Annotated in this window: 16 protein-coding genes, 6 tRNA genes, 2 rRNA genes, 1 riboswitch and 1 other annotated feature (1 of these 26 cut by a window edge); of the genes, 16 read left to right on the top strand and 8 right to left on the bottom strand. The window is 37.0% G+C overall.

What is annotated here, in order from left to right:
* The 4 genes from DKL56_RS05425 to DKL56_RS05410 form a co-directional block, all read left to right on the top strand.
* A 23S ribosomal RNA gene (locus DKL56_RS05425) occupies positions 1 to 1300 on the top strand (it extends 1608 nt beyond the left edge of the window).
* An 86-nt stretch (positions 1301 to 1386) separates the two neighbouring features.
* Positions 1387 to 1503 (top strand): 5S ribosomal RNA (gene rrf / locus DKL56_RS05420).
* 11 nt (positions 1504 to 1514) lie between these two features.
* Positions 1515 to 1587: transfer RNA gene (locus tag DKL56_RS05415), tRNA-Asn, on the top strand.
* Between the two features lie 6 nt (positions 1588 to 1593).
* Positions 1594 to 1683: transfer RNA gene (locus tag DKL56_RS05410), tRNA-Ser, on the top strand.
* A gap of 288 nt (positions 1684 to 1971) precedes the next feature.
* Here DKL56_RS05410 and DKL56_RS05405 read toward each other — a convergent pair.
* Positions 1972 to 2268, bottom strand: a complete 297-nt coding sequence (locus tag DKL56_RS05405) for a TetR family transcriptional regulator (RefSeq protein ID WP_109715692.1) — start codon at positions 2266 to 2268, stop codon at positions 1972 to 1974.
* Positions 2269 to 2419: 151 nt separating this feature from the next.
* On the opposite strand from DKL56_RS05405, the gene DKL56_RS05400 reads away from it, so the two are divergent.
* From DKL56_RS05400 to DKL56_RS05365, 8 genes are all read left to right on the top strand, one after another.
* Positions 2420 to 2492: transfer RNA gene (locus tag DKL56_RS05400), tRNA-Val, on the top strand.
* Positions 2493 to 2715: 223 nt separating this feature from the next.
* On the top strand, positions 2716 to 3561 hold the full coding sequence (locus DKL56_RS05395; protein ID WP_109715691.1) for a MurR/RpiR family transcriptional regulator: 846 nt from the start codon (positions 2716 to 2718) through the stop codon (positions 3559 to 3561).
* Positions 3558 to 4982, top strand: coding sequence for a 6-phospho-beta-glucosidase (locus DKL56_RS05390; protein WP_109715690.1), 1425 nt, complete (start codon positions 3558 to 3560; stop codon positions 4980 to 4982). The genes DKL56_RS05395 and DKL56_RS05390 overlap by 4 nt, the downstream gene beginning before the upstream one ends.
* Positions 4979 to 6271, top strand: a complete 1293-nt coding sequence (locus tag DKL56_RS05385) for a PTS sugar transporter subunit IIC (RefSeq protein WP_109715689.1) — start codon at positions 4979 to 4981, stop codon at positions 6269 to 6271. Before DKL56_RS05390 ends, DKL56_RS05385 begins: the two co-directional genes overlap by 4 nt.
* A gap of 236 nt (positions 6272 to 6507) precedes the next feature.
* Positions 6508 to 6579 (top strand) — tRNA-Glu (locus DKL56_RS05380).
* Positions 6580 to 6583: 4 nt separating this feature from the next.
* A tRNA-Val gene (locus DKL56_RS05375) sits at positions 6584 to 6656 on the top strand.
* A gap of 68 nt (positions 6657 to 6724) precedes the next feature.
* A riboswitch (SMK box riboswitch) is annotated at positions 6725 to 6806 on the top strand.
* The gene (gene metK, locus DKL56_RS05370; protein WP_109715688.1) at positions 6804 to 8003 is read left to right on the top strand and encodes a methionine adenosyltransferase; all 1200 of its coding nucleotides are present in this window, start codon (positions 6804 to 6806) and stop codon (positions 8001 to 8003) included. Its footprint overlaps the riboswitch before it by 3 nt.
* 29 nt (positions 8004 to 8032) lie before the next feature.
* Complete coding sequence (locus tag DKL56_RS05365; RefSeq protein WP_109715687.1) at positions 8033 to 9490, top strand: MDR family MFS transporter; 1458 nt, start codon at positions 8033 to 8035, stop codon at positions 9488 to 9490.
* Between the two features lie 295 nt (positions 9491 to 9785).
* Here the strand turns inward: DKL56_RS05365 and DKL56_RS05360 are convergent, their stop codons facing one another.
* The 4 genes from DKL56_RS05360 to DKL56_RS05345 form a co-directional block, all read right to left on the bottom strand.
* A complete protein-coding gene (locus tag DKL56_RS05360; RefSeq protein ID WP_109715686.1) occupies positions 9786 to 10907 on the bottom strand; it encodes a hypothetical protein in 1122 nt (373 codons plus the stop codon).
* A gap of 5 nt (positions 10908 to 10912) precedes the next feature.
* Positions 10913 to 11524, bottom strand: coding sequence for an ATP-binding cassette domain-containing protein (locus DKL56_RS05355; RefSeq protein WP_109715685.1), 612 nt, complete (start codon positions 11522 to 11524; stop codon positions 10913 to 10915).
* Positions 11521 to 12711 (bottom strand): hypothetical protein, encoded by a 1191-nt coding sequence (locus DKL56_RS05350; RefSeq protein ID WP_109715684.1) that lies wholly within the window; start codon positions 12709 to 12711, stop codon positions 11521 to 11523. The genes DKL56_RS05355 and DKL56_RS05350 overlap by 4 nt, the downstream gene beginning before the upstream one ends.
* Positions 12712 to 13331: 620 nt before the next feature.
* Positions 13332 to 14018 carry a phosphatase PAP2 family protein gene (locus DKL56_RS05345; protein ID WP_109716045.1) on the bottom strand — a complete coding sequence of 229 codons (687 nt, stop codon included), beginning with the start codon at positions 14016 to 14018 and terminating at the stop codon, positions 13332 to 13334.
* Positions 14019 to 14046: 28 nt separating this feature from the next.
* Positions 14047 to 14239: a binding site (T-box leader), on the top strand.
* 38 nt (positions 14240 to 14277) lie between these two features.
* Between DKL56_RS05345 and leuS the strand changes: the two genes are divergently transcribed.
* Positions 14278 to 16692 (top strand): leucine--tRNA ligase, encoded by a 2415-nt coding sequence (gene leuS / locus DKL56_RS05340; protein ID WP_109715683.1) that lies wholly within the window; start codon positions 14278 to 14280, stop codon positions 16690 to 16692.
* A gap of 95 nt (positions 16693 to 16787) precedes the next feature.
* A complete protein-coding gene (locus DKL56_RS05335; protein WP_109715682.1) occupies positions 16788 to 18431 on the top strand; it encodes a putative polysaccharide biosynthesis protein in 1644 nt (547 codons plus the stop codon).
* Positions 18432 to 18605: 174 nt separating this feature from the next.
* Here DKL56_RS05335 and DKL56_RS05330 read toward each other — a convergent pair whose 3' ends face one another.
* The 3 genes from DKL56_RS05330 to DKL56_RS05320 all read right to left on the bottom strand — a co-directional run bounded on the left by DKL56_RS05330 (position 18606) and on the right by DKL56_RS05320 (position 20275).
* The gene (locus DKL56_RS05330; protein ID WP_162542505.1) at positions 18606 to 19712 is read right to left on the bottom strand and encodes a pyridoxal phosphate-dependent aminotransferase; all 1107 of its coding nucleotides are present in this window, start codon (positions 19710 to 19712) and stop codon (positions 18606 to 18608) included.
* Between the two features lie 183 nt (positions 19713 to 19895).
* A complete protein-coding gene (locus tag DKL56_RS05325) occupies positions 19896 to 20117 on the bottom strand; it encodes a PspC domain-containing protein (protein ID WP_074425001.1) in 222 nt (73 codons plus the stop codon).
* Between the two features lie 74 nt (positions 20118 to 20191).
* Positions 20192 to 20275 (bottom strand) — tRNA-Leu (locus tag DKL56_RS05320).
* A gap of 93 nt (positions 20276 to 20368) precedes the next feature.
* Here DKL56_RS05320 and DKL56_RS05315 point away from each other — a divergent pair.
* Complete coding sequence (locus tag DKL56_RS05315) at positions 20369 to 21649, top strand: serine hydrolase (protein WP_109716044.1); 1281 nt, start codon at positions 20369 to 20371, stop codon at positions 21647 to 21649.
* 1 nt (position 21650) lies between these two features.
* A complete protein-coding gene (locus DKL56_RS05310) occupies positions 21651 to 22496 on the top strand; it encodes an NAD(P)H-hydrate dehydratase (RefSeq protein ID WP_109715680.1) in 846 nt (281 codons plus the stop codon).
* Positions 22497 to 22541: the final 45 nt, after the last annotated feature.

The raw sequence follows: 22541 nt of genomic DNA, 5'->3' as shown, positions 1-22541 counted from the left end.
GAAAAGCTTCTAGTGAGAGCTAACGTACCCGTACCGCAAACCGACACAGGTAGTCGAGTGGAGAACACTAAGGTGAGCGAGAGAACTCTCGTTAAGGAACTCGGCAAAATAGCCCCGTAACTTCGGGAGAAGGGGTGCTGGTGTAAAAGCCAGCCGCAGTGAATAGGCCCAAACAACTGTTTATCAAAAACACAGGTCTCTGCAAAGTCGAAAGACGACGTATAGGGGCTGACACCTGCCCGGTGCTGGAAGGTTAAGGAGAGTTGTTAGCGTAAGCGAAGCAACGAACTGAAGCCCCAGTAAACGGCGGCCGTAACTATAACGGTCCTAAGGTAGCGAAATTCCTTGTCGGGTAAGTTCCGACCTGCACGAAAGGTGTAATGATTTGGGCACTGTCTCAACGAGAGACTCGGTGAAATTATAATACCCGTGAAGATGCGGGTTACCCGCGACAGGACGGAAAGACCCCATGGAGCTTTACTGCAATTTGATATTGAGTAGCTGTTAAACATGTACAGGATAGGTAGGAGCCAGAGAAGATAGCACGCCAGTGTTATCAGAGGCAATGTTGGGATACTACCCTTGTTTGATGGCTGCTCTAACCAGGACCTCTAAGCGAGGTATGGGACAGTGTCTGATGGGCAGTTTGACTGGGGCGGTCGCCTCCTAAAGAGTAACGGAGGCGCCCAAAGGTTCCCTCAGAATGGTTGGAAATCATTCACAGAGTGTAAAGGTATAAGGGAGCTTGACTGCGAGAGCGACAACTCGAGCAGGGACGAAAGTCGGGCTTAGTGATCTGGTGGTACCGCATGGAAGGGCCATCACTCAACGGATAAAAGCTACCCTGGGGATAACAGGCTTATCTCCCCCAAGAGTTCACATCGACGGGGAGGTTTGGCACCTCGATGTCGGCTCGTCGCATCCTGGGGCTGAAGTAGGTCCCAAGGGTTGGGCTGTTCGCCCATTAAAGCGGCACGCGAGCTGGGTTCAGAACGTCGTGAGACAGTTCGGTCCCTATCCGTCGTGGGCGTTGGAAATTTGAGAGGAGCTGTCCTTAGTACGAGAGGACCGGGATGGACATACCGCTGGTGTACCAGTTGTCTTGCCAAAGGCATAGCTGGGTAGCTAAGTATGGAAGGGATAAGCGCTGAAAGCATCTAAGTGCGAAGCCCCCCTCAAGATGAGATTTCCCATACGAAAGTAGTAAGACACCTCAAAGACTAAGAGGTAGATAGGCTAGGAGTGGAAGAGCCGTGAGGTTTGGAGCGGACTAGTACTAATCAGTCGAGGACTTGACCACAAGCTTGAGCGATCTGGAAGAGAGCGGATAGGTTTTTCAAAGAGGATTATATTTAGTTTTGAGTGTAAAAGCTCAAAGGAAAAAAGTACGGTGGCAATAGCAAGAAGGAAACACCTGTAACCATGCCGAACACAGCAGTTAAGCTTCTTCACGCCGAGAGTAGTTGGTGGGAGACTGCCTGCGAGGGTAGGACGCTGCCGTGCTTTTTTAATATTCCGGCTTAGCTCAGTTGGTAGAGCGCTTGACTGTTAATCAAGATGTCGTCAGTTCGAGTCTGACAGCCGGAGCTTACTGGAGTGTTGTCCGAGTGGCTTAAGGAGCATGATTGGAAATCATGTATATGGGTTAATCCTGTATCGAGAGTTCAAATCTCTCACACTCCGTATTTTGAATTAAGAAAGCTGTTAAACTAACGGTTAGCGGCTTTTTTTGTATTAAAAGTTCGAATTAGTTTTTTTACACTCCAAAATAGAGAGCACTATAGTGCTCTAAAGCAGATGATAAATTGCTTGTTGGTTTGTACAGAACCTGTAATTAATAGACGAATGAGTTAGTAGCTGGAATAGAGCTGAAATTAAAAACCGTAACTTATAAGTTACGGTTTTTAATTTAGTTTATATGCTGTATAGGGATAATAAGTAATTACAGCACAGGATTGACTAATTTGCACATCAGTTAAAGATATTATCGTTCATAAATTTCCAGGCTTCTGTATTCAACCAGCCTTGTTTGTTATTCTTAAGTTCACAAACAAACACTAAATCTTCAGAAGCAATAACTTTTCGTATTCTATCTAAAATTTCTGCTGGTTTGTAATCACTCTTAATTATCCAAACTGAATTTTCGATTTTTTTGCAGCTAATAGAGAGAGATTCAATTATCTGACTAATTTCTTTATACTTAATTTCAAAGTTTCCTGGTTCACTATTGACATTCAATTCAAATGCAACCACATATGGTAACGACATATTATCACTTCCTTTACTTTATTTATAAAATAACAACATATATACTCAGTGTCAAGGTATTATTAAATTTATTTTCTCTAAAAATTAAGCGCAAAGGTACTGGACAACTGCTTTGATTCTATGATATATTACATAAAGTAGTCAAGTGACTGGAGGATTAGCTCAGCTGGGAGAGCATCTGCCTTACAAGCAGGAGGTCACAGGTTCGAGCCCTGTATCCTCCATAAAAGAAACAGACTTATAAGAGAGAACGTCGTTAAGGCGTTCTTTTTTTGTTTTCAAAATTTACATTTTAACTTTTGGAATTTATTTTCAAAGATGGTCTCAAATTTGTTCAAATTTGGTACTTTACTCCAAAAGTATTGATATCATTGAAATAGAAAGCGATTACAAGATATAATGACGGTGTCGATTGAGTAATTGATCTTAGCGGCCGAAAGGAAAATTATGATATTAGACGAAATGCTTAAAAGTAGTAAATTGACCGGACAAGAACGTGAAGTTCTAGATTTCATTAGTAATAATCCACAAAGGGTACTTGGAATGACAGTTCATGAGGTTGCAAAAGCAAGCTTTTCGAGTTCATCAACAGTAATTAGGCTTTGCCAAAAAGCAGGCGTTAGCGGTTTTACTGAGTTTAAATATAAATTAGCAACTGAATTGCCCACAATTATTGAATTAGATGATGATCTAAAGAGCAATGGCTTTAATGGCAGTGAGGCTTCAAGAGAAGTTTTAGATAGAATTGAAACTGTTCATCGAAACTCTCTTAAATATACCAAAAACATTTTTAATACAGAGTTACTTAATAGAGTAGCTAGTTTACTTAAATCTGCTGATAGAATTGAAATTTATGGTGATGGACTTAATTATCCGCTAGCTCAATTATTTTGTTTAAATTTCCAAGAAGTCGGTGTTGAAGCAGAAGCATATGATTCTTTGAATTTGATGCATGCGAAAGTATATCGAAATAGAAAAGTCAGACCCTTAGCCTTTATTTTGACCCATACTGGGAATAATGAGCATATGTATGGTATTGCTAAAAAACTGAAGGTTGAGGACTATAAAATTGTTGTTGTCTGCGATTCCGTGAAGCGCTCAATTTGTCGATTATGCGATGAAACAATGGTTATTAAGACTACTAAAAACACGTTGGAACTCAGTAATATTGTGTATATTTCATCGATTCAATACCTATTTGACGTGTTGATGTCATTGAAAATGCTCAATAATTACTCTGAAGTAAGTGAGACTTCAGATGAGGTTGAGAAGATTAAGGAAAGACAAAATTGATTAATAAAGACTTTTTATGGGGCGGTGCAGTAGCCGCTAACCAATATGAAGGAGCTTGGGACGAAGGAGGTAAAGGAATTAGTGTAACTGATGTTATGACTAAGGGGGACGTAAATACACCTAGGAAAATAACAGCAGGGGTTTTGCCCAATGAAGAGTATCCCAATCATTTTGGCATTGATTTTTATCATCATTACAAAGAGGAAATAAAACTTTTTGCAGAGATGGGATTTAAATGTTTCAGACTAAGTATTGCTTGGTCAAGAATCTTCCCACATGGTGACGAGGAAAAGCCAAATGAAGAAGGATTAGCATTTTACGACAATGTTTTTGATGAATGCTTGAAATACGGCATTCAACCTGTTGTTACGCTATCGCATTTTGAAATGCCATATTATTTGGCTGACCATTATGGTGGATGGCGTGATCGTAGGGTAATTGATTTCTTTTTACGATACGCAAAGGTTTGCTTTGAACGCTATCACGAAAAAGTAAAATACTGGATGACTTTCAATGAAATTAATAATCTGATTGATACAGATAATCCATTCAATGCATGGACTGGCGCTGGTGTTTTATACAAGGAAGATGAGAACCCAGAGCAGACAATGTATCAAATTAGTCATTATCAGTTTGTAGCAAGTTCTCTGGCCGTTCAAGAAGCTAAGAAAGTTGATTCAAAACTTCAGATAGGCTGTATGCTTCATTTAGGCCCCCTATATCCTGCAAGTTGTAAACCACTTGATCAAATTGCAAGTCTTAAAGCAATGGACAGGCGCTTCTTCTTTAGTGATGTTCAGATCAGGGGTACTTATCCTTCATATACAAAAAAGCTGTGGGAACGCAAAAATATTAAATTAGACATCACACAAGAAGATTTGGCTAATTTAAAAAAAGGAACTGTTGATTTTCTAGGCTTTAGTTACTATAAGTCGACTATTGCAGAATATAATGCTCAGGCTGACTTTTTGGAAAAGCCTAATCCTTATGTTTCTAAAAGTGACTGGGGTTGGGCCATTGATCCGGTCGGACTGCGATATATTTTAAATGTTGCTTATGAGCGATATCAGAAACCATTGTTTATCGTCGAAAATGGTTTTGGTGCTTATGACAAGTTAGAAAATGGCTCTGTTAATGATGATTATCGAATAAATTATCTTCAAAGCCATGTTGTTCAAATGTTGAAAGCTATCGAACTTGATGGCGTTGATGTAATTGGCTATACCCCATGGGCAGCAATCGATATTATCAGTGCTTCAACTGGTGAGATAGAAAAGCGCTACGGCTTTATTTATGTCAATTTAGACGAAGTAAAGCAAGGTACTGCGGGTGTCTACCATAAACAATCATTTGAATGGTACAAAAATATTATAAAAACTAATGGTGAGTGTCTAAAAGATAAAGTGAGGGTAGAAAAATGAAAAAGTTCATTAACGATAAATTAGTACCAATGGTTATGAAATTTACCAATACTAAGATTATTAGCGCACTAAAAGATGGAATGATGTTTGTATTACCATTTCTAATTGTTGGCTCGCTGTTCATGCTCTTAGCAAACATACCAATACCAGCAGTCGCAAATGCGATTACTAAGAGTGGTTGGGCTGATGTTTTTAACCAAATATACCAATCTTCATTTTCATTGATGGCAATTTTTGCCGTAGTAGGTATTGCATATACTTATATTAAAAATGAAAAAGTTGATTCACCTTTTTCAGGTAGTTTATCTGCACTCGGTGCGTTCATTATGCTATTGCCATCTGAAATTAAGCCTAAAGGTGGAGAACTTATTACAAATGTTATTTCAAAAAATTGGACTGCGGGTCAAGGAATGATCTGTGCGATCATCGTCGGTTTACTAAGTGGTTTTATTTATAGTTACTGTGTTAGAAAAGATTGGCGAATCAAACTACCTGCTGGAGTTCCACCAGCTGTAGCAAATTCTTTTATGGCACTAATTCCAACTGCAGCAGTTTTAGTTGTTGCCGGAGCAATCTGTGCAATCTTCAAATTTGTAGCTCAAACTAGTTTTGCGGAAATAATTTACTCAGCAATTCAAACGCCACTTCAAGGAATCACTGATTCTCTTGGTGGAGTAGTAATTATGACAATCGTAATGTCATTACTATGGTGGTGTGGTGTTCACGGTGGAGCAATTTGTGGCGCTATTCTGACACCAATTTTGCAGTCTAACATGTCTGATAACCAATCAATTTTGGATGCAGGGAAAAAACTAACAGTCGCTAATGGTGGACACATTTTTACCCAACAGTTTTGGGATAATTATCTGTGTATGACAGGTGCGGGAATTGTAATGGGCCTTGTCATCTACATGACATTTTTCTCAAAGTCATCTGCTCTAAAAGAACTTGGAAAACTGTCGCTAGTTCCAAACATTTTTAATATTAATGAGCCAGTTATTTTCGGCGTTCCGATTGTAATGAACTTATACTTATTAGTTCCATTTGTGGTTTTTCCAACTTGTGTTGGAATCATTAGTTACTTACTGATGCAATGGAGAATTTTGCCACTGTTTTCTGGCGTGATGGTTCCGTGGACAACGCCACCAATTATTTCAGGATTTTTAATTGGAGGATGGCGAACCGCTTTATGGCAATTTGTTATTATCATTCTTTCAATGATTGTGTATTGGCCATTCATTAAAAAGTATGATCAATTTTTGGTAAAGCAGCAAAACGCAACGAAATAAATAAAGAGGATTAGTATCTTGAAGTACTAATCCTTTTTTGGTAGAATAACAAACGTTGTTGATCAAAGTAGCTGGTATTGCCAGTAATTAACGTGTTTATTGAGTAAAAGCCATTCTTGTCGTTGCTCTAATAGGCTTTAGCAGGAGTTTTCAAACAAATTTACTTTTTTTGATTTTTTTACTTGCAAATCATTTTTTATCTAGTATACTATTGAATGTACTTTGATTCAGAACCTGACCCGTTGGTCAAGTGGTTAAGACATCGCCCTTTCACGGCGGTAACATGGGTTCAAATCCCGTACGGGTCACTTTGGAGGATTAGCTCAGCTGGGAGAGCATCTGCCTTACAAGCAGGAGGTCACAGGTTCGAGCCCTGTATCCTCCATCGTTCGATGACTACCGAATACACGGTAGTCTTTTTTTTACAAAAAAAAGAACGAATATAATTATATTTATCGGTTCAAGTCCTGAGAGGATCCAATATTTGGAGATGCCTTGTAACCGAATAGCTGACGTCTATAGGGGGACTAATATGGAAAAACGTTTATTTACTTCAGAATCTGTTTCTGAAGGGCACCCAGATAAAGTGGCTGATCAAATATCAGACGCAATTCTGGATGCAATTATTGCCAAGGATCCACAAGCTCACGTAGCTTGTGAGACGGTGGTAAATACGGGAATTGTTTATGTCTTTGGTGAAATATCAACTAGTGCATATGTTGATATTCAGAGCATTGTTAGAAAAACAGTTCTACGAATTGGTTATGACCGTCCGGAACTTGGTTTTGATGGCAATAACTGTGCTGTTTTAGTAGGGATTGATGAGCAATCACCTGATATTGCACAGGGAGTTGATCACTCGCTTGAGACGCGTGAAAACAAGTCTGATGATGACAACCTTGATCAAATTGGGGCTGGAGACCAAGGCTTGATGTTTGGCTTTGCAGTTGATGAAACGCCAGAACTCATGCCGTTGCCAATTTCTTTAGCTCATCGCTTAATGCGCCAAGTTGCAAAATTGCGTAAAGACGGCGAATTAACGTGGCTCAGACCTGATGCTAAAGCACAAGTAACAGTTGAATATGATGAAAATCAAAAGCCTAAACGTGTTGATACAGTCGTAATTTCAACTCAAACAGATGATCAAGTATCCAACGAAAAAATTCGCCAGGCGATGATTGAGCTAGTAATTAAAAAAGTAATTCCAGCAGAATTTCTTGATGAAGACACTAAATTTTTAATTAATCCATCTGGCCGTTTTGTAATAGGTGGACCAAAAGGTGATTCAGGTTTAACTGGACGCAAGATTATTGTTGATACTTATGGTGGTTACGCTCGTCATGGAGGCGGTGCCTTTTCAGGAAAGGATCCGACAAAGGTTGACCGTAGTGCCAGCTACGCTGCTCGTTATGTTGCTAAAAATATTGTTGCAGCAGGTTTAGCAGAGCGTTGTGAAGTCCAACTTGCATATGCGATTGGGGTTGCACATCCTGTTTCAGTAATGATTGATACTGCAAATACCGGTAAGGTAAGTGATGAATTGTTGACAAGTGCTGTACGACAAATCTTTGACCTTCGTCCTGCAGGGATCATTCAAATGCTTGATTTAAGACGACCAATCTATGAGCAAACGGCTGCCTATGGTCATTTTGGCCGAACTGACGTTGATTTACCATGGGAGAGAACCGATAAAGTTCAAGAATTACTTGACTTTGTTAGTAAAAATAAATAGATTTTAGAAAATTTGAAGGAGTTGTAATTGTGAAAAAGACAAATGTACCTGTAGTTACACTTGCGATTTTTATGACAACGTTTATGACAGCGATTGAAGGCACAATCGTTTCCACAGCGATGCCAACCATTGTCTCTGATCTAAATGGGTTAGAAATCATGAATTGGGTTGTTTCAATCTTTCTGTTTATGACGGCTGTTTCAACTCCTTTGTATGGAAAATTAGCTGACAGCATTGGTCGAAAGCCAATTTTTTTATTCGGGATAGCCTTATTTGTAATCGGTTCGGCACTCTGTGGCCAAGCTCATAACATGATTGAGTTGATTCTTTTCCGTGTGATTCAGGGACTTGGCTCTGGAGCTGTTCAACCGGTAGCGATGACCATTATTGCCGATATGTATACTCTAGAAAAAAGAACTAAAATGCTGGGGCTTAACTCTGGTTTTTGGGGTGTAGCTTCTGTTATTGCACCACTTTTAGGTGGATTTATTGTTCAGAATCTTTCTTGGCATTGGGTCTTCTACATCAATGTTCCAATAGGATTAATAGCTTTTTTATTAGTCGTGTTCTTTTTAAGCGAACCGAAAGCTAAGCAAAAGTCTAAACTTGATGTTAAAGGCACATTTTGGCTGGTCGTCCTGCTCTTGACAGTAATGTTTACTTTGCAAGAATTGAGTTCGCTCAGTGGCTTAATATTAGCTGCTTTGGCAGTTTTAATTATTGTTAGTGCAATTATGTTCTACCGTGAAGAAAAACGCGCAGAGGACCCGATAATGCCATTGACGATGCTTAAGGGGAGAGAGTTCCTTGCAGTCAATATGATTACCTTGTTTGTATCAGGAGTTGTTATTGGCTTTGAATTCTATATTCCGACTTGGATGCAGGGAATTAAGGGCACTACAGCAACCATTGCAGGGTTTGCAGTAACACCAAGTTCAGTTATGTGGGTAATTGGTTCATTTCTAATTGGTGGAATGCTAAGTAAATGGGGTGTCCGTAAAACATTCTTTGGAATGTTAACTCTATTGTTGATAGCTGACACTATGCTTTTGATTGTTCCAATGCAGACACCATTCTGGCTGTTTTGCATCATTGCAGCGATGAACGGCTTTGGCTTTGGTTCCATTATGACCGCTGCACAAGTTCGCTCACAAGTTCTAGTCGATCAAGACCATGTTGGTGTTGCAACATCGTTTAATACCTTAATGCGCTACTTAGGACAAACTATGATGGTTTCGATTTACGGTATTACTTTCAATACGATTGTGGCAAGTGAACTTGCCAAGCATCCAAATCTAACTCAGGCAATGATGAACAAGATTGTTTCTTCTATCAAAGCTAAAGAGTTGGCAGCTAACTTGGTTCCACAATTGCGTCAAGTACTGTTTAGCGCATTAAAGGGCGTTTATGTGGTTTCCTTGATAGCAATTATTCTTTCAATTGTGTTCAACTGTATTTATAAAAAGCGACAAGAAATAGTTGATTAAAATAAATATCGACTAAAAACCTGCTGATAACTAATCAGCAGGTTTTTTATTTATAAACTTTTCTGTATAGTAGAAAAATTGGTTTCTAAAAGCATAATAAATGATATCAACAAAATTACAGATAGGGAGTATAGAATAAAAAGCAAATTACCAATTGACGTTCTTTAGGTGATAGAGAGAAAAAGGCTAGAGATAACCTGCTTTTTCGGCGTGGTCAATTATATAATTTAACTCCATATCAAAAAGAGACCGGGAAAATATTTTTCCCAGTCTCTTTTGTTTCTAAATTATTTAATTACCTTTTAGTAAATTTTGTCATTTGCTTTGAAAACCAAGGCCATGAAAAATTAAGGATTGTAAGAACAATAATTGAAACTATAAGAACTCTACAGCCGAAAGTAAAATTAAGCTGCGGATTGTTAAATTTTGTTGCTAGATTTCCATTTGCCACCTGAGTCGAAAGTAGGTAAGTCATTGGTATATATTGTACTATAGTAGTTTGGGCCATTCCACTTCCACCAGAGGTTGATTGCAAAATGAATGGCAAAATTGCTCCACCTAAAAGTATAAATAGTGCTAAGAAAAGGCAGCTTAATTGATTACGCGTGATTTGAGCTAAAAGAAGTAACAGAATCACAATGAAAATACACGTCAAGACGGTTAAAATAAACGCAGGTTTTAGCCAAACAGAAAGTGGTTGATAAGTACTTTTGAAACTACCTGGTAAAGTTATTCCTTGAATTGGATAGGAAAGTGGGCCACTACCAAAGAGCAGACTGCTAAGTCCCCAGATTAAAAGGTTGGTAAAAAGAGTTAGTGAAAAAGCAATCAGTAATCCTAAAACGATATCTAGTAATACGCTGTGCCTGCTTGGCAACAATATGGCACGATTTAGATGATCGACATACTTTGATGCGAAAATATTACTTAAAATAAAACAAAGCATGGCGACAATCATTGCAGGCAGAAAACCTTCTGAAAGTTTAAACAGGAATAACCAACCTTGTTTAGGATGTTGTTCATTTTGTTCTGGTAAATTTGCTTTTTTTAGAGCATTCAAACGGGCATTTTTCTGTTTGATTTCTTGTCTAAGATCAGCTCCGCCAATTTTGACTTGTGCTGCTTGCTTGTCATTTTGGCGAATCATCAATTCATAAGCATGATCCCAATTTTTATTATCTAAGGCTTTTAATATTTGCCGCTCATTTCTATTTTGATTTTTAACTGTGGGCAAATTAGCTTGAGACTGTTTCTGCTGACTTAAATCTTGATTTATTTGGTAACGAATTGTAGTTTGATCGCCTTTAAGGGCATTATAGCCTAGAATAAGTCCTGCACATATTAGCACTATACTTAAAATCAGCCAGGTCAAAGTATTTTTAAATACTTTTTTAAATTGTAATTCAAAATAGGCCATAAACTTTATCCCCGAACTAATTGGTGGTGCTTTAAAGTCAGAGTATCATCAACAATTCCTGCTACTTCATCTTGATAATGAGAAGCCATAATAATAAGTTTGTTTTGCTTTGCTAAATTGGTCAATTCCTGATAAAGAATTTGACGGCTGTCAGAGTCAAGGCCATTGTTAATTTCATCCATTAGTAAGTATTTAGCATCGCTTAACTCATAAAGGGCAACTACCAGTTTTTGTTTCATACCTAATGAATATTTTCTAATTGGAGTTTTGATATAATTACTCATTTCCCAACGGTTTATTATTTCTTGCAAATCCTGGTGTGAATGCCATTCGTTTTTAACAAATTGCATATAATCAAAGCCTGAAAGATTTTTGTCAAACCAGTCAGAAGTTTCCAAGTAAAAAACTTGGCTTTTGACGTCAGCAAAAGGTTTACCATCGAACAGAACTTGACCTGAGCTCGGAGCAAGTAAGCTAACTATAGTTCTGAGGACACTTGTTTTACCAGTGCCATTAAGTGCATGAAGCATATAAATTCTGCCATTTTGAAAGTTGAAATTGGCATTTTTTAGTATAGGTTCACGTAATGTAAGGGTTAAATCCTTAATTTCAATCATTTTGTTTTCCTCCCTTTTTGGGCTTTTTGTGCGATGAGATAGTTTAAAAGTAAAAGAATAATAATTCCTACAGTTAAAACAAGGATGCCATTGACAAAATTAACCTGTGGGTAAGTGACTAATTTTGTTTCATCTGCAAAGACATATGCATTACTAATACCAAACATACCATCTACCGGTTGTAAGGAGAAAAAGTAACTCATAGGAATAAACTGAGCAAAATTCCGTGCTGCTACTACGTATTGCGGTAGTACCATCCCACCAATTAATATAAAAACTGAAACGAATAATGCCAACAAGCGGTTTTTAAATATTTGTACGAATAGTAAAACCACATTTGCAATGAACATAAAACTAAATAATTCTAAAACCAAAGTAGGACAAAACAGCTGGTTCATAGGAATGAAAATGTTCTGTTTAGCTACTGCGTCTACACCCATCATCGGATATTTAAAGTTGCCAGTACCAAAAAATATACTTGGAATAATAAAAATCAACAAAAATGCTGATAAAAAATAGCCAAATCCAATTAATGAACCGGCGCCAAGTTCAATCAATAAATGGTTTCTTTGTGGTAAAAGATTTTCTAGACGCATTCGATCATAAAAACCTGAGGAGTATAATTTGATTAGAATAAAAATTACGGCTAAAACCGCTAAAGGTGGTAAGACTTCTTGCATCATTTCTAATATAAAAAAGCCGCCTTTAACAGAATAATGTTCATTTTCTTCTGGTAAGTTATTTTGAGCCAGATACTGTAATTTTTGAATATTACTTTCAAGTGGCAGCAAATCGTCTTTATTGGCATTATTACGTTTTGCATCAGCAAGATTATATTTCTCTTGCTTTATTATGATTTGATAAGCCTTCTGCCATTTATTTGTTTGAATTGATTTAATTAATGTCTGAAATTCTTTGATAGATGACTTGTTTTCTGCCAAATCCAGCTCGATTTTGTGTCTATTCGTTTTTGTTAAATTAGATTTCTTTAACTGTTTCTGATAATATTTGATATTTTTCTTTTCCACCGCAATATTTTCTCGAGCTTCCGTTATGCGCGGATTAATATAGCGAGAATTGTAGTTTTTCGTCCAAAAATAAAAACATCCGAGTAAAATGGCTAAAAGACTAATCAAGGTAAATTTACTTTTTAGTACCTGCTTAATTTTTAATTTCATATATGGCATTTTCGTCACCTCTTAGTCTAGGTTTAATAAAAACTGCTAGATTCAATTTATTAATCTAGCAGTTCTTATGACTTTAATATTAAAAAATATGTCACAGCTTTTATCACAATTGCTTTTATGTGTCAATATTTTGTCACTTGATAATATATTATTTTTCCTTTTTTTGCAATAAAAAGTTCATATAATCTTTATTATTGGAAATCAGTTTATTTAAGCTTAATTTTTTAAGTTCTTAATGTTTATCTAAAAAATTACTAGCTGACTTTAAAGCAAAAATGTAACGTAACGAATATATCAAGCGTCTAAATCGTGAACCCTATCAACAGTAACAGTGGGGATGGTTCAGACAAGTTTACGCCAATGATAAGCTATGACGAAAGCGGTAATAAAGAAAGTTTCTACTGTAGCTCAATTTATTTTTTACTCGATGATAAGAATTGTTCTAATTTTCATCGTTTAAACCATGATGACGCGATATTATCAGGTCTTTGAACTACTAAAAAGTCGATTTGTTAAAGAAGTACCCAGAATATAAAGATATCATTGACGGTTAGCTCAGGATTAATTTTGACTACAAAAAAAGCTCAAACTACTAACAGTTTGAACTTTTTGATTTTAAACTAAATTTTTTCTTGTACTCGCGTTTCCAAATAATAGTGATATAAGAAGGAGTAACCAATTAATAAAAAGGCAATTCCTTCTAAGAAACCACCAACTACGTCTGATGGATAATGAACATGATTAAAAATTCTAGTATAACCAATTAGAAGTGGGAAGCACAGCCAAACGATGCATAGGACTGTTTTAGCGGCTTTATTTTTAATTAGTAAAATAGTTAAGACAATTAGAATGCCAAATAATGTTGCACTACCAACGGAATGACCTGATGGAAAACTATATCCATGTGCGTCAACAAGATGATGCACTGAAGGACGTTGTCTAGCAATTGCATGCTTAATGATCCAATTATATCCATTGGCCGCAATCATAGTTCCAGCAGTAAAAAATGCATAAGCATATTTTTTGAAAATTCCGAGAATCACTACCAAAATGATTGTTTCAATCATGATAACACTCGTATTACCGAGATTAGTAAAAGTAGTGGCAAATTTGATAATTGCAGGATTGTTATTACAAATTATCCCAATTAAAGCAGTATCAAACTGATGGATGAATTGACTGTCAGCTGAAACTAATACTGCCCATACCGCGTACAACATTAAAAAAATCGTCGCGGGTATGATGGTATCTCTTTTTGAATGAATTGTCGTATCCAAATGACTTTCTCCCCTTGTTTTTTTTAGCATTTGTGGTAAATTATAATCATTATTGAACAAAAAATAAAGGTTAGGAAATAGTAGCGATTTTATTTTTCTATAGAGAAAAGTCGGTTGGTGCAAGACTCGAAAAATATATTGTGAACTGAGCCTAGATGAAATCTTTCGTTGGCTAGCCGCGTTAAGGAGCGTTTGAGTGTCATGCAAAAATGTATGAAACTTAGGTGGTACCGCGATTATTCGTCCTATGAAATTAATTTCATAGGACTTTTTTTATGAGGTAAAATTTATGTACAATCACAAAGTTGTAGAGAAAAAATGGCAAGAATATTGGGCAAAAAACCACACATTTAAAACGGGTAATGATCCTAAAAAGAAAAATTACTACGTTTTAGATATGTTTCCTTTCCCATCTGGTAAGGGACTCCATGTAGGTCACCCAGAAGGCTATACTGCTACTGATATTGTGGCGCGGATGAAGCGTAGTGAGGGCTACAATGTTCTTCACCCAATGGGCTGGGATGCATTTGGACTGCCAACTGAGCAATATGCACTTCAAACTGGTCAAGACCCTGCAGTAGTAACCAAAGAAAATATTGCTAATTTTAAACGGCAGCTTAACACATTGGGTTTTTCTTATGATTGGGATCGTGAAGTTTCTACCAGTGATCCTAAGTACTACAAGTGGACTCAATGGACTTTTGAGCAAATGTATAAAAATGGTCTTGCTTATGAAGCCGAAGTTCCAGTCAATTGGTCACCAGATTTAGGTACAGTTGTAGCCAATGAGGACATTGTTGATGGTAAAACAGAACGAGGTGGTTACCCAATTTACCGTCGCAACATGAAGCAATGGATGCTTAGAATTACCAAATACGCAGATCGTCTGCTTGCTGGACTTGATAATCTTGACTGGCCAGAAAACGTTAAAGAAATGCAACGCAACTGGATTGGTCGTTCAGTGGGTGCTCAGATTACCTTTAAGATAAAGGATTCAGATGAAACCTTTGATGTCTTTAGTACGCGTCCTGATACTTTATTTGGTGCTACCTATGCCGTATTGGCTCCTGAAAACAAGTTAGTTCAAAAGATTACGACTGACGGGCATAAAGAAGAAGTTGACGCATACATTAAGCAAATTGAATCCAAGTCAGACTTAGAAAGAACAGATTTAAATAAAACTAAATCAGGTGTCTTTACTGGAGCTTATGCAATTAACCCAGTTAATAATCAAGAAATTCCAATTTGGATTGCTGATTATGTTCTTGGTAGTTACGGAACTGGTGCTGTTATGGCTGTGCCGGCTCACGACACACGTGATTACGAATTTGCGCAAAAATTTGATTTGCCAATCAAGGCTGTTATCAAGGGTGGCGACATCAGTAAAGAAGCCTTTACAGAAGATGGTCCACATATTGATTCTGACTTTTTGAACGGCTTGAATGTTGAAGAAGCCAAGAAGAAAATTGTCGATTGGCTTGAAGAACATAACGCTGGTAAGAAGAAGGTTAATTACAAACTTCGTGATTGGGAATTTAGTCGTCAACGCTACTGGGGTGAACCAATTCCAGTTATTCACTGGGAAGATGGCGAAACCACTTTAGTTCCTGAAGATGAATTGCCACTAGTTTTACCTCACGCTACAGACATTAAGCCATCAGGCACCCCAGAAAGTCCACTGGTTAACCTTAAAGATTGGGTTAATGTGGTAGACAAAAATGGTCGTAAAGGAAAACGTGAGACCAACACAATGCCTAACTGGGCAGGTTCATCGTGGTACTTCTTACGCTACATTGATCCACATAATGACAATAAGCTTGCAGACTACGAATTGCTTAAGCAATGGATGCCAGTAGACTTGTACATCGGTGGTGCTGAACATGCAGTTCGGCACTTATTGTATGCAAGATTTTGGAATATGGTTCTATACGACCTAGGCGTTGTACCAAATGAGGAACCATTCCAAAGACTATATAATCAAGGCTTAATTCTTAAAGACCATGACAAGATGTCCAAGTCAAAGGGTAATGTTGTTAACCCTGACGATGTTATTGAGGAATATGGTGCTGATAGTCTGAGAATGTATGAAATGTTCATGGGTCCTCTAGATGCTTCAATTGATTGGGATGACAACGGTCCTGCATCTACTAAGAAGTTCTTAGATAGAATTTGGCGTCTTTTTGTAAATGACTTAGACCTGAAGGCAATTCCTCAAGAAAACATTGTTGAAGAAAATGACGATACATTGGACAAGGTTTATAACGAAACTGTTAAGAAAGTAACTGAGGACTTTGATGCCTTACACTTTAACACTGCAATTTCTCAATTAATGGTCTTCATTAATGCAGCACAAAAGGCAAAAACAATTCCAAGAGAATATGCAGAAGGCTTTATGACCTTAATCGCACCAATTGCACCACACATGATGGAGGAGATTTGGCAAATTTACGGTCATGATGAGTCAATCACTTTTGCTAAATGGCCAACTTATGATCCAAGCAAACTAGTTGAATCAACAGTTGAAATTATGGTTCAAGTCAACGGTAAATTACGCGGTAACTTTGATGCACCAAAGGATGCTGACAAGGACGGCTTAGAGAAACAAGCCCTAGCTTTACCACATGTACAGAAATTTTTAGACGGTAAGGAAGTCAAAAAAGTTATTATTGTTCCGAATAAAATTGTCAATATTGTTGCTAAATAAACTTAATTTTTCCTAAAGTGCAAAGTAGATTTGTTGTTAATTGCCTTTTTTCAGTCAAAATAGGATAGTTAGTAAAATAAATTTAGGGAAAATTAATGAGAGAAAATAATTTGAAAGAACAAAATACGCAAGATACCTTTGTTAAAGGCAGTGCGTGGATGACTTTTGGTTCGATTACCTCACGTTTATTGGGCGCCCTCTACATTATTCCATGGTTTATTTGGATGTCACCGTATGGCAATATTGCCAACGCTTTAACGGCTCGAAGTTACAATATCTACAGTATCTTTATTTTGATTTCGACTGCCGGCATTCCAGGTGCAGTGGCCAAACAAGTGGCAAAATATAATGCATTGAATGAGTATGGGGTAGGACGAAAATTATTCCGTAGAGGATTAGTTTTGATGGTTGTTTTGGGCGTAATCTCAGCTGCAATCATGTACTTTGCTTCACCACTACTTGCCTCAAATGGATCTCGCAGTGATCCACGACAGGTTGCTGTAATGCGTAGCTTATCGTATGCCATTTTGATTATTCCTGTACTAAGTATTATGCGAGGATACTTTCAAGGCTATTCTGATATGATGCCTTCAGCTATGTCACAGTTTATTGAACAATTGGCACGAGTAATCTGGATGTTACTCACCGCATACATCATCATGCAAGTACAACATGGTAATTTTGTTGATGCGGTTGTTCAGTCAAACTTGGCTGCCGCAATTGGAGCAGCTTTTGGGATTTTAGTACTAGCTTGGTTCTTGTTTTCTAGACGTAAGGAATTGAATTATTTAGTTGATAATTCAAATAATGAAATTCAGGTTTCCACTGCTTCACTTTTTCGCGAGATAATTGAACAAGCAATCCCATTTATTATTATCGATGCTGGGATTCAGTTGTTCTACTTGGTCGATCAATACACTTTCCATCCGATGATAGCAAGTGTAGTTAAAGCAAGTTATAATACAATTGAAACTTGGTATGCACTTTTTGCTCTTAATGCCAATAAGTTGATTATGATTATTGTGTCATTGGCAAGTGCGATGGCTGTAACGGCGATTCCATTATTGTCTGCGGCACATGCAAAACGTGACTTTAAAGGGATTTCTGACCAAATCAGTAATACATTAGACTTATTTTTGTTTGTGATGATTCCTGCCGCTTTTGGAATGGCAGCTATTGCAACACCAATTTATACAGTTTTTTATGGTTTTGATCAATTAGGATCGAATATCTTATATTTGTCGGCCTTTACTTCGATTACCTTGGGACTTTTTACGGTATTAATGGCCATTTTACAAGGACTGTCTGAAAATGGACTAGCAATTAAATATTTAGTTTTAGGCCTAGTCATTAAGATGATAGTTCAGTATCCGATGGTTTACTTGTTTAAAGTATATGGGCCATTAATCGCTACTAATTTAGGGATGCTAGTAATTATCTTTATGTCATTTAAGCATCTCGAGGTGGAGTTCGACTTCAATAAGAGTAGGACAAGTCGCCGCTTTATTGGAATTACATTTTTCTCGATAATCATGTTCTTATTGGTATTAGCAGTTGAACATGGTTTAGAAATCTTCCTAAGTCCGGCTAAACGTGCTTCAGCATTAATAATTGTTTTTGTTGCGGTAATTGTTGGTGGTATCTTCTACGCACTGGTTGCAATCAAATCGCATTTAGCGCAGAAAATACTTGGGGATAAAATTGTTCCAATTTTAGAAAAATTACACATTAAGATATAAAAACGATATTGCTAATTGCAGCAATATCGTTTTTTTGACTTATTCAAGCTAAAAATAATATATTAGCTTGCTGCCCCTGCCAAGGAACTTCATTTTAGCAATTGCTTGTTAAAGTTGCAATGCTGTCTCATCTATCTAGTAGTAAGTAGGTTAATTGTAAAACTTAGCAAGATTTTATTGCTTAAAGTTTAAAGTATAATCAACACAATCAATAATTTTCTGGACACCTTTATGCAAGTCATCGTTAGTTGCAGACAAAGAAATTCTAAAGTATCTATTTGAGTAATCAAATTCATCTCCAGGTGCTACTAAAACGTGGAAGTGCTCTTCCAAGAGTGTATAAAATAAAGCTGGCTTCTTGATTTCATCGGTCACTTTGACGAATAGATATAGGCCACCATTATAAGTGCAGGAATTAAAGTAGTTACTTGAACGGAATAATTGAGCAACTGATTTACCTTTTTGTTCAATATCCTTTAAATGTTGTTGATACTGGGAAGTGTTATCTAATACGATTTCACCAATATATTGGCTAATGGTTGGCGGGCTGAAGGTAATCCCTTCATTATAAAAAGCATTTTGGTCAATGATTTTCTTAGGCGCGATTACGTAACCTAATCTGATACCAGGCATCGCAAAATTTTTCGAAAAACTGCTTACTAGAACCTGATGAGAAATATCTGTAGATGTTGGTTTGTAGGGATGTGTGCTTGGATAATCACTGTAAACATGGTCATCGATGATAAAAATATTCTTTTCTAGAGCAAGCTCATTTAAAAAATTACGTTCTTGATCTGACAGTCCGACACCAGTTGGATTATTTGGATAATTAATAATAATTGCTTTAGTTTTTTCACTTACACAGTCCTGAATTTGCTTAATTGGCAATGCAAAATCTGGAGCAATTGATTTGACTACAACTGGTGTTCCGTTAGCTCCCTTAATTAAGTTTATATAGGAAGGAAAATACGGTGCAATAATAATTACTTCATCGTCTTTCGATGTGATAATTGACTTTAAGGCTAAAAATGCGCCGTGCAAACAAGATACAGTAATTTGAATATTTTCCGTACTAATATTTTTAATACCGTAAGTATCTCGATAGTGAGAAATAATTTTTTCTCTAAGAAGAGGTAGACCAAGACCGGGTGTATAACCGTTACCGTCTGTTTGAACTTTTTTCGTAAGTTCTTCGATAATTGTCGGTTCTACACCAGAGCGAAAATCACCTATGGTGAAATCAATGTAGTCTGGGGGCAAAATGTTAACATCTAAGCTCATGTTTTTAACCTTTCGTTGCATTAAGAATTTATTAAATAATATTCCATAATTGCAAAAGCGTCAAACTGGTTGAGTAATTAAATTCAGATAGTGCGTTCTCTATAGTAGACAATAAAAAAGCTTCAAGTAAGAGATAAGTTCACTCTATTTGAAGCAATTTTAAATTGAATTGTAATTGAAATATTATAGTTTATGGAAATCGCCCTCTGGCGTTTCAGAGTGCTTTGGTTTGTCAGGCATCACGATTGCAGCAGCAATATATGCAATCAAACCAAAGCCAGTGCAACAAATTAGAATTGTTCCACCGATTCTAGTCCAAGCTTTGTCCCAACCAAAATACTCAGCAATTCCACCAAAAACACCTGTTAAAATTTTATCTCTTGATTTAGTTAAATGTTTCTGCATGACAAACTCACCTCACCTAACTAAATTCTAGTACAAAAAGAAGCTAATCAGTAATGATTAGCTTCTCAAATTAGTGCCCCGAAAAAGATTCGAACTTTCACTTAGTTACCTAAACAGCGACCTGAACGCTGCGCGTCTGCCAATTCCGCCATCGGGGCTTTATTCAATCCAGTAATAATGATACCAAAAATTTGATAGAATGTAATCATAAAACTAAAAATATCCAAAAAAGATATTGAAAGGTGATCTCCATTTTGAAACGAAAAATTTCCCAGCTTTTAGTGGTACTTGTTACCATAGTCACATTATTATTACCGACACAGACAATATCGGCTCAGGCAATACCGGACAATTACAGACAAGAACAACTGGACTTAGATGTAAAATCTGCTCTTGCTATTGATAGTAGTACCGGTCAGCTTTTATACGGTAAAAATATTAACGAGCCACTTCCGATTGCTTCAATGACGAAGCTTATAACAGCCTATCTGACATTGAAGGCAATTGATGATAAAAAAATCACTTGGAATACTGAAGTTCAACCAACTGAGCAAATTGTCAAGGTGGCGAATAATAGACTTTTTTCCAATGTGCCATTAAAAATGAATCATTCTTATACAATTAAGCAGTTGTATCAAGCCACTTTAATTGAATCGGCAAACGGTGCAGCGATGTTATTAGCTCAAGCTATTAGTGGCTCACAAAAAGCCTTTGTAAAGCAAATGCGTTTGCAAGTAGAGCAATGGGGCATAAAAGATGCCAAGCTATATACTGCTTGTGGCTTGCCCAACAAAAGTGTAGGGAGTGACGCTTATCCTGGAGCTGAAAAAAATGCAGAAAATCTAATGTCGGCTAAAGATATGGCAGTAGTTGGTCAGCATTTACTAAATGAGTATCCAGAAATAATTGAGACAACTAGAATTGCCCATTTGGATTTCGTAGATCAAGCTACCAAAACACCAATGACAAATTTTAATTGGATGCTTAAGGGGTTATCGCAACATAGTTCCAATTTCAACATTGATGGTCTGAAGACAGGTACAACTGATGCAGCGGGTGCGTGTTTTATTGGCACTGCGAAGCATCAGGGAGCGAGGGTTATCACTGTTGTTATGGGGGCTAAACACCTAAACAGCGCTGATCCAGCTCGATTTGAACAAACAAGTAAATTATTATCATTTGTTTACCAAAAGTATCAACCAATTAAATTGAATAAGGACCAAGCAATCATTGGTTCAACTAATGTTAATGTGCATAATGGAAAAAGCAAGCAAGTTAATATTAGCATAAAGAATCAAGCAATTATTTGGCGACCTGTTGATGAAACATTTTCGGTTGGTCTAACTAAAAAAACAGTAGAAGCTCCGATCGTTAAAGGTCAAACAGTCAGTTCATATTATTTTAAGTCAGGTAATTCAAAACTATTTTCGCTAGAGCAGCCCAACGGCATCATGCTTCCAGCCCAAGCGCAAACGTCAACTGATAGAGTAAGTATCTTTATTCGCTTCTGGCACTGGCTATTTGGAGGATAAAATGACAAAAGTAACAGAAAAGATCTTAACAAAAGTAATTTCGAAGAGAAAAAGCGCTAGTCATAAAGGCGATTATGGTAGGGTTTTGCTAATTGGTGGTAGCGAAAACTATGGTGGAGCGATTATCATGGCTACTGAAGGAGCACTAAAAAGTGGTGCAGGCCTGGTAGCTGTGGCTTGTCACTCGATTAATTTAAATGCACTTCATGCTCGTGATCCAGAAGCAATGTACATCGATTGGCGTAGCAGCGACTTGGCAGAACTAGTTCCAAAAGTAGATGTTATTATTTGTGGACCAGGGATGGGCACTAATGAGTTTGGTAAAAAAATACTGATGATGTTATGCCAAAAAATTACAAGTAAGCAAACATTGATTTTAGATGCCAGTGCGCTTGATTTAATTGCAACTAATCATGAATTAATTCCGCAAGCTGCTGGCTTAGTGATCCTCACCCCACATCAAATGGAGTGGCAACGCGTCAGCCAGCTCAGAATACCTTATCAAACTGATAGTGCCAATCTTTCTACTCTTGTTAATCTTTTTCCTAATAAAAATGGCATTTTGGTTTTGAAATCAAATCACACTCACATTTATGATTCAAACGGAAATATTTATGAAAATACTACTGGTAATCCAGGAATGGCAGTAGGAGGCATGGGAGATACCTTAGCTGGAATAATAGGTGGATTTGTAGCTCAGTTTGGTAGCAACATTGATTCAGTTTTAGCAGCAGTTTACTTGCATTCACTGGCTGGAGATATCATTGCAAAAAGAGATTATGTTGTTCAACCAACTAAAATCAGTGCGCTTTTGCCTAAATTAATGAAAGAATTTGAAAATCAATAAGTTTATTTTGCAAAAGATTGTAAAATAGACCTGAGAGCTTCATAA

The organism is Lactobacillus apis, assembly GCF_003150935.1.
Lineage (GTDB): Bacteria > Bacillota > Bacilli > Lactobacillales > Lactobacillaceae > Lactobacillus > Lactobacillus apis.
Note: the sequence above shows the minus strand (reverse complement) of the source record. Positions and strands in the feature narration are given on the sequence as shown.

Excerpts from the sequence above, each read along its gene's own strand:
- DKL56_RS05360 (WP_109715686.1), bottom strand. The coding sequence starts at position 10,907 with ATGGCCTATTTTGAATTACAATTTAAAAAAGTATTTAAAAATACTTTG.
- DKL56_RS05395 (WP_109715691.1), top strand. The coding sequence starts at position 2,716 with ATGATATTAGACGAAATGCTTAAAAGTAGTAAATTGACCGGACAAGAA.
- DKL56_RS05355 (WP_109715685.1), bottom strand. The coding sequence starts at position 11,524 with ATGATTGAAATTAAGGATTTAACCCTTACATTACGTGAACCTATACTA.
- DKL56_RS05345 (WP_109716045.1), bottom strand. The coding sequence starts at position 14,018 with ATGCTAAAAAAAACAAGGGGAGAAAGTCATTTGGATACGACAATTCAT.
- DKL56_RS05325 (WP_074425001.1), bottom strand. The coding sequence starts at position 20,117 with ATGCAGAAACATTTAACTAAATCAAGAGATAAAATTTTAACAGGTGTT.
- DKL56_RS05330 (WP_162542505.1), bottom strand. The coding sequence starts at position 19,712 with ATGAGCTTAGATGTTAACATTTTGCCCCCAGACTACATTGATTTCACC.
- DKL56_RS05310 (WP_109715680.1), top strand. The coding sequence starts at position 21,651 with ATGACAAAAGTAACAGAAAAGATCTTAACAAAAGTAATTTCGAAGAGA.
- DKL56_RS05385 (WP_109715689.1), top strand. The coding sequence starts at position 4,979 with ATGAAAAAGTTCATTAACGATAAATTAGTACCAATGGTTATGAAATTT.
- leuS (WP_109715683.1), top strand. The coding sequence starts at position 14,278 with ATGTACAATCACAAAGTTGTAGAGAAAAAATGGCAAGAATATTGGGCA.
- DKL56_RS05350 (WP_109715684.1), bottom strand. The coding sequence starts at position 12,711 with ATGCCATATATGAAATTAAAAATTAAGCAGGTACTAAAAAGTAAATTT.
- DKL56_RS05335 (WP_109715682.1), top strand. The coding sequence starts at position 16,788 with ATGAGAGAAAATAATTTGAAAGAACAAAATACGCAAGATACCTTTGTT.
- DKL56_RS05405 (WP_109715692.1), bottom strand. The coding sequence starts at position 2,268 with ATGTCGTTACCATATGTGGTTGCATTTGAATTGAATGTCAATAGTGAA.
- metK (WP_109715688.1), top strand. The coding sequence starts at position 6,804 with ATGGAAAAACGTTTATTTACTTCAGAATCTGTTTCTGAAGGGCACCCA.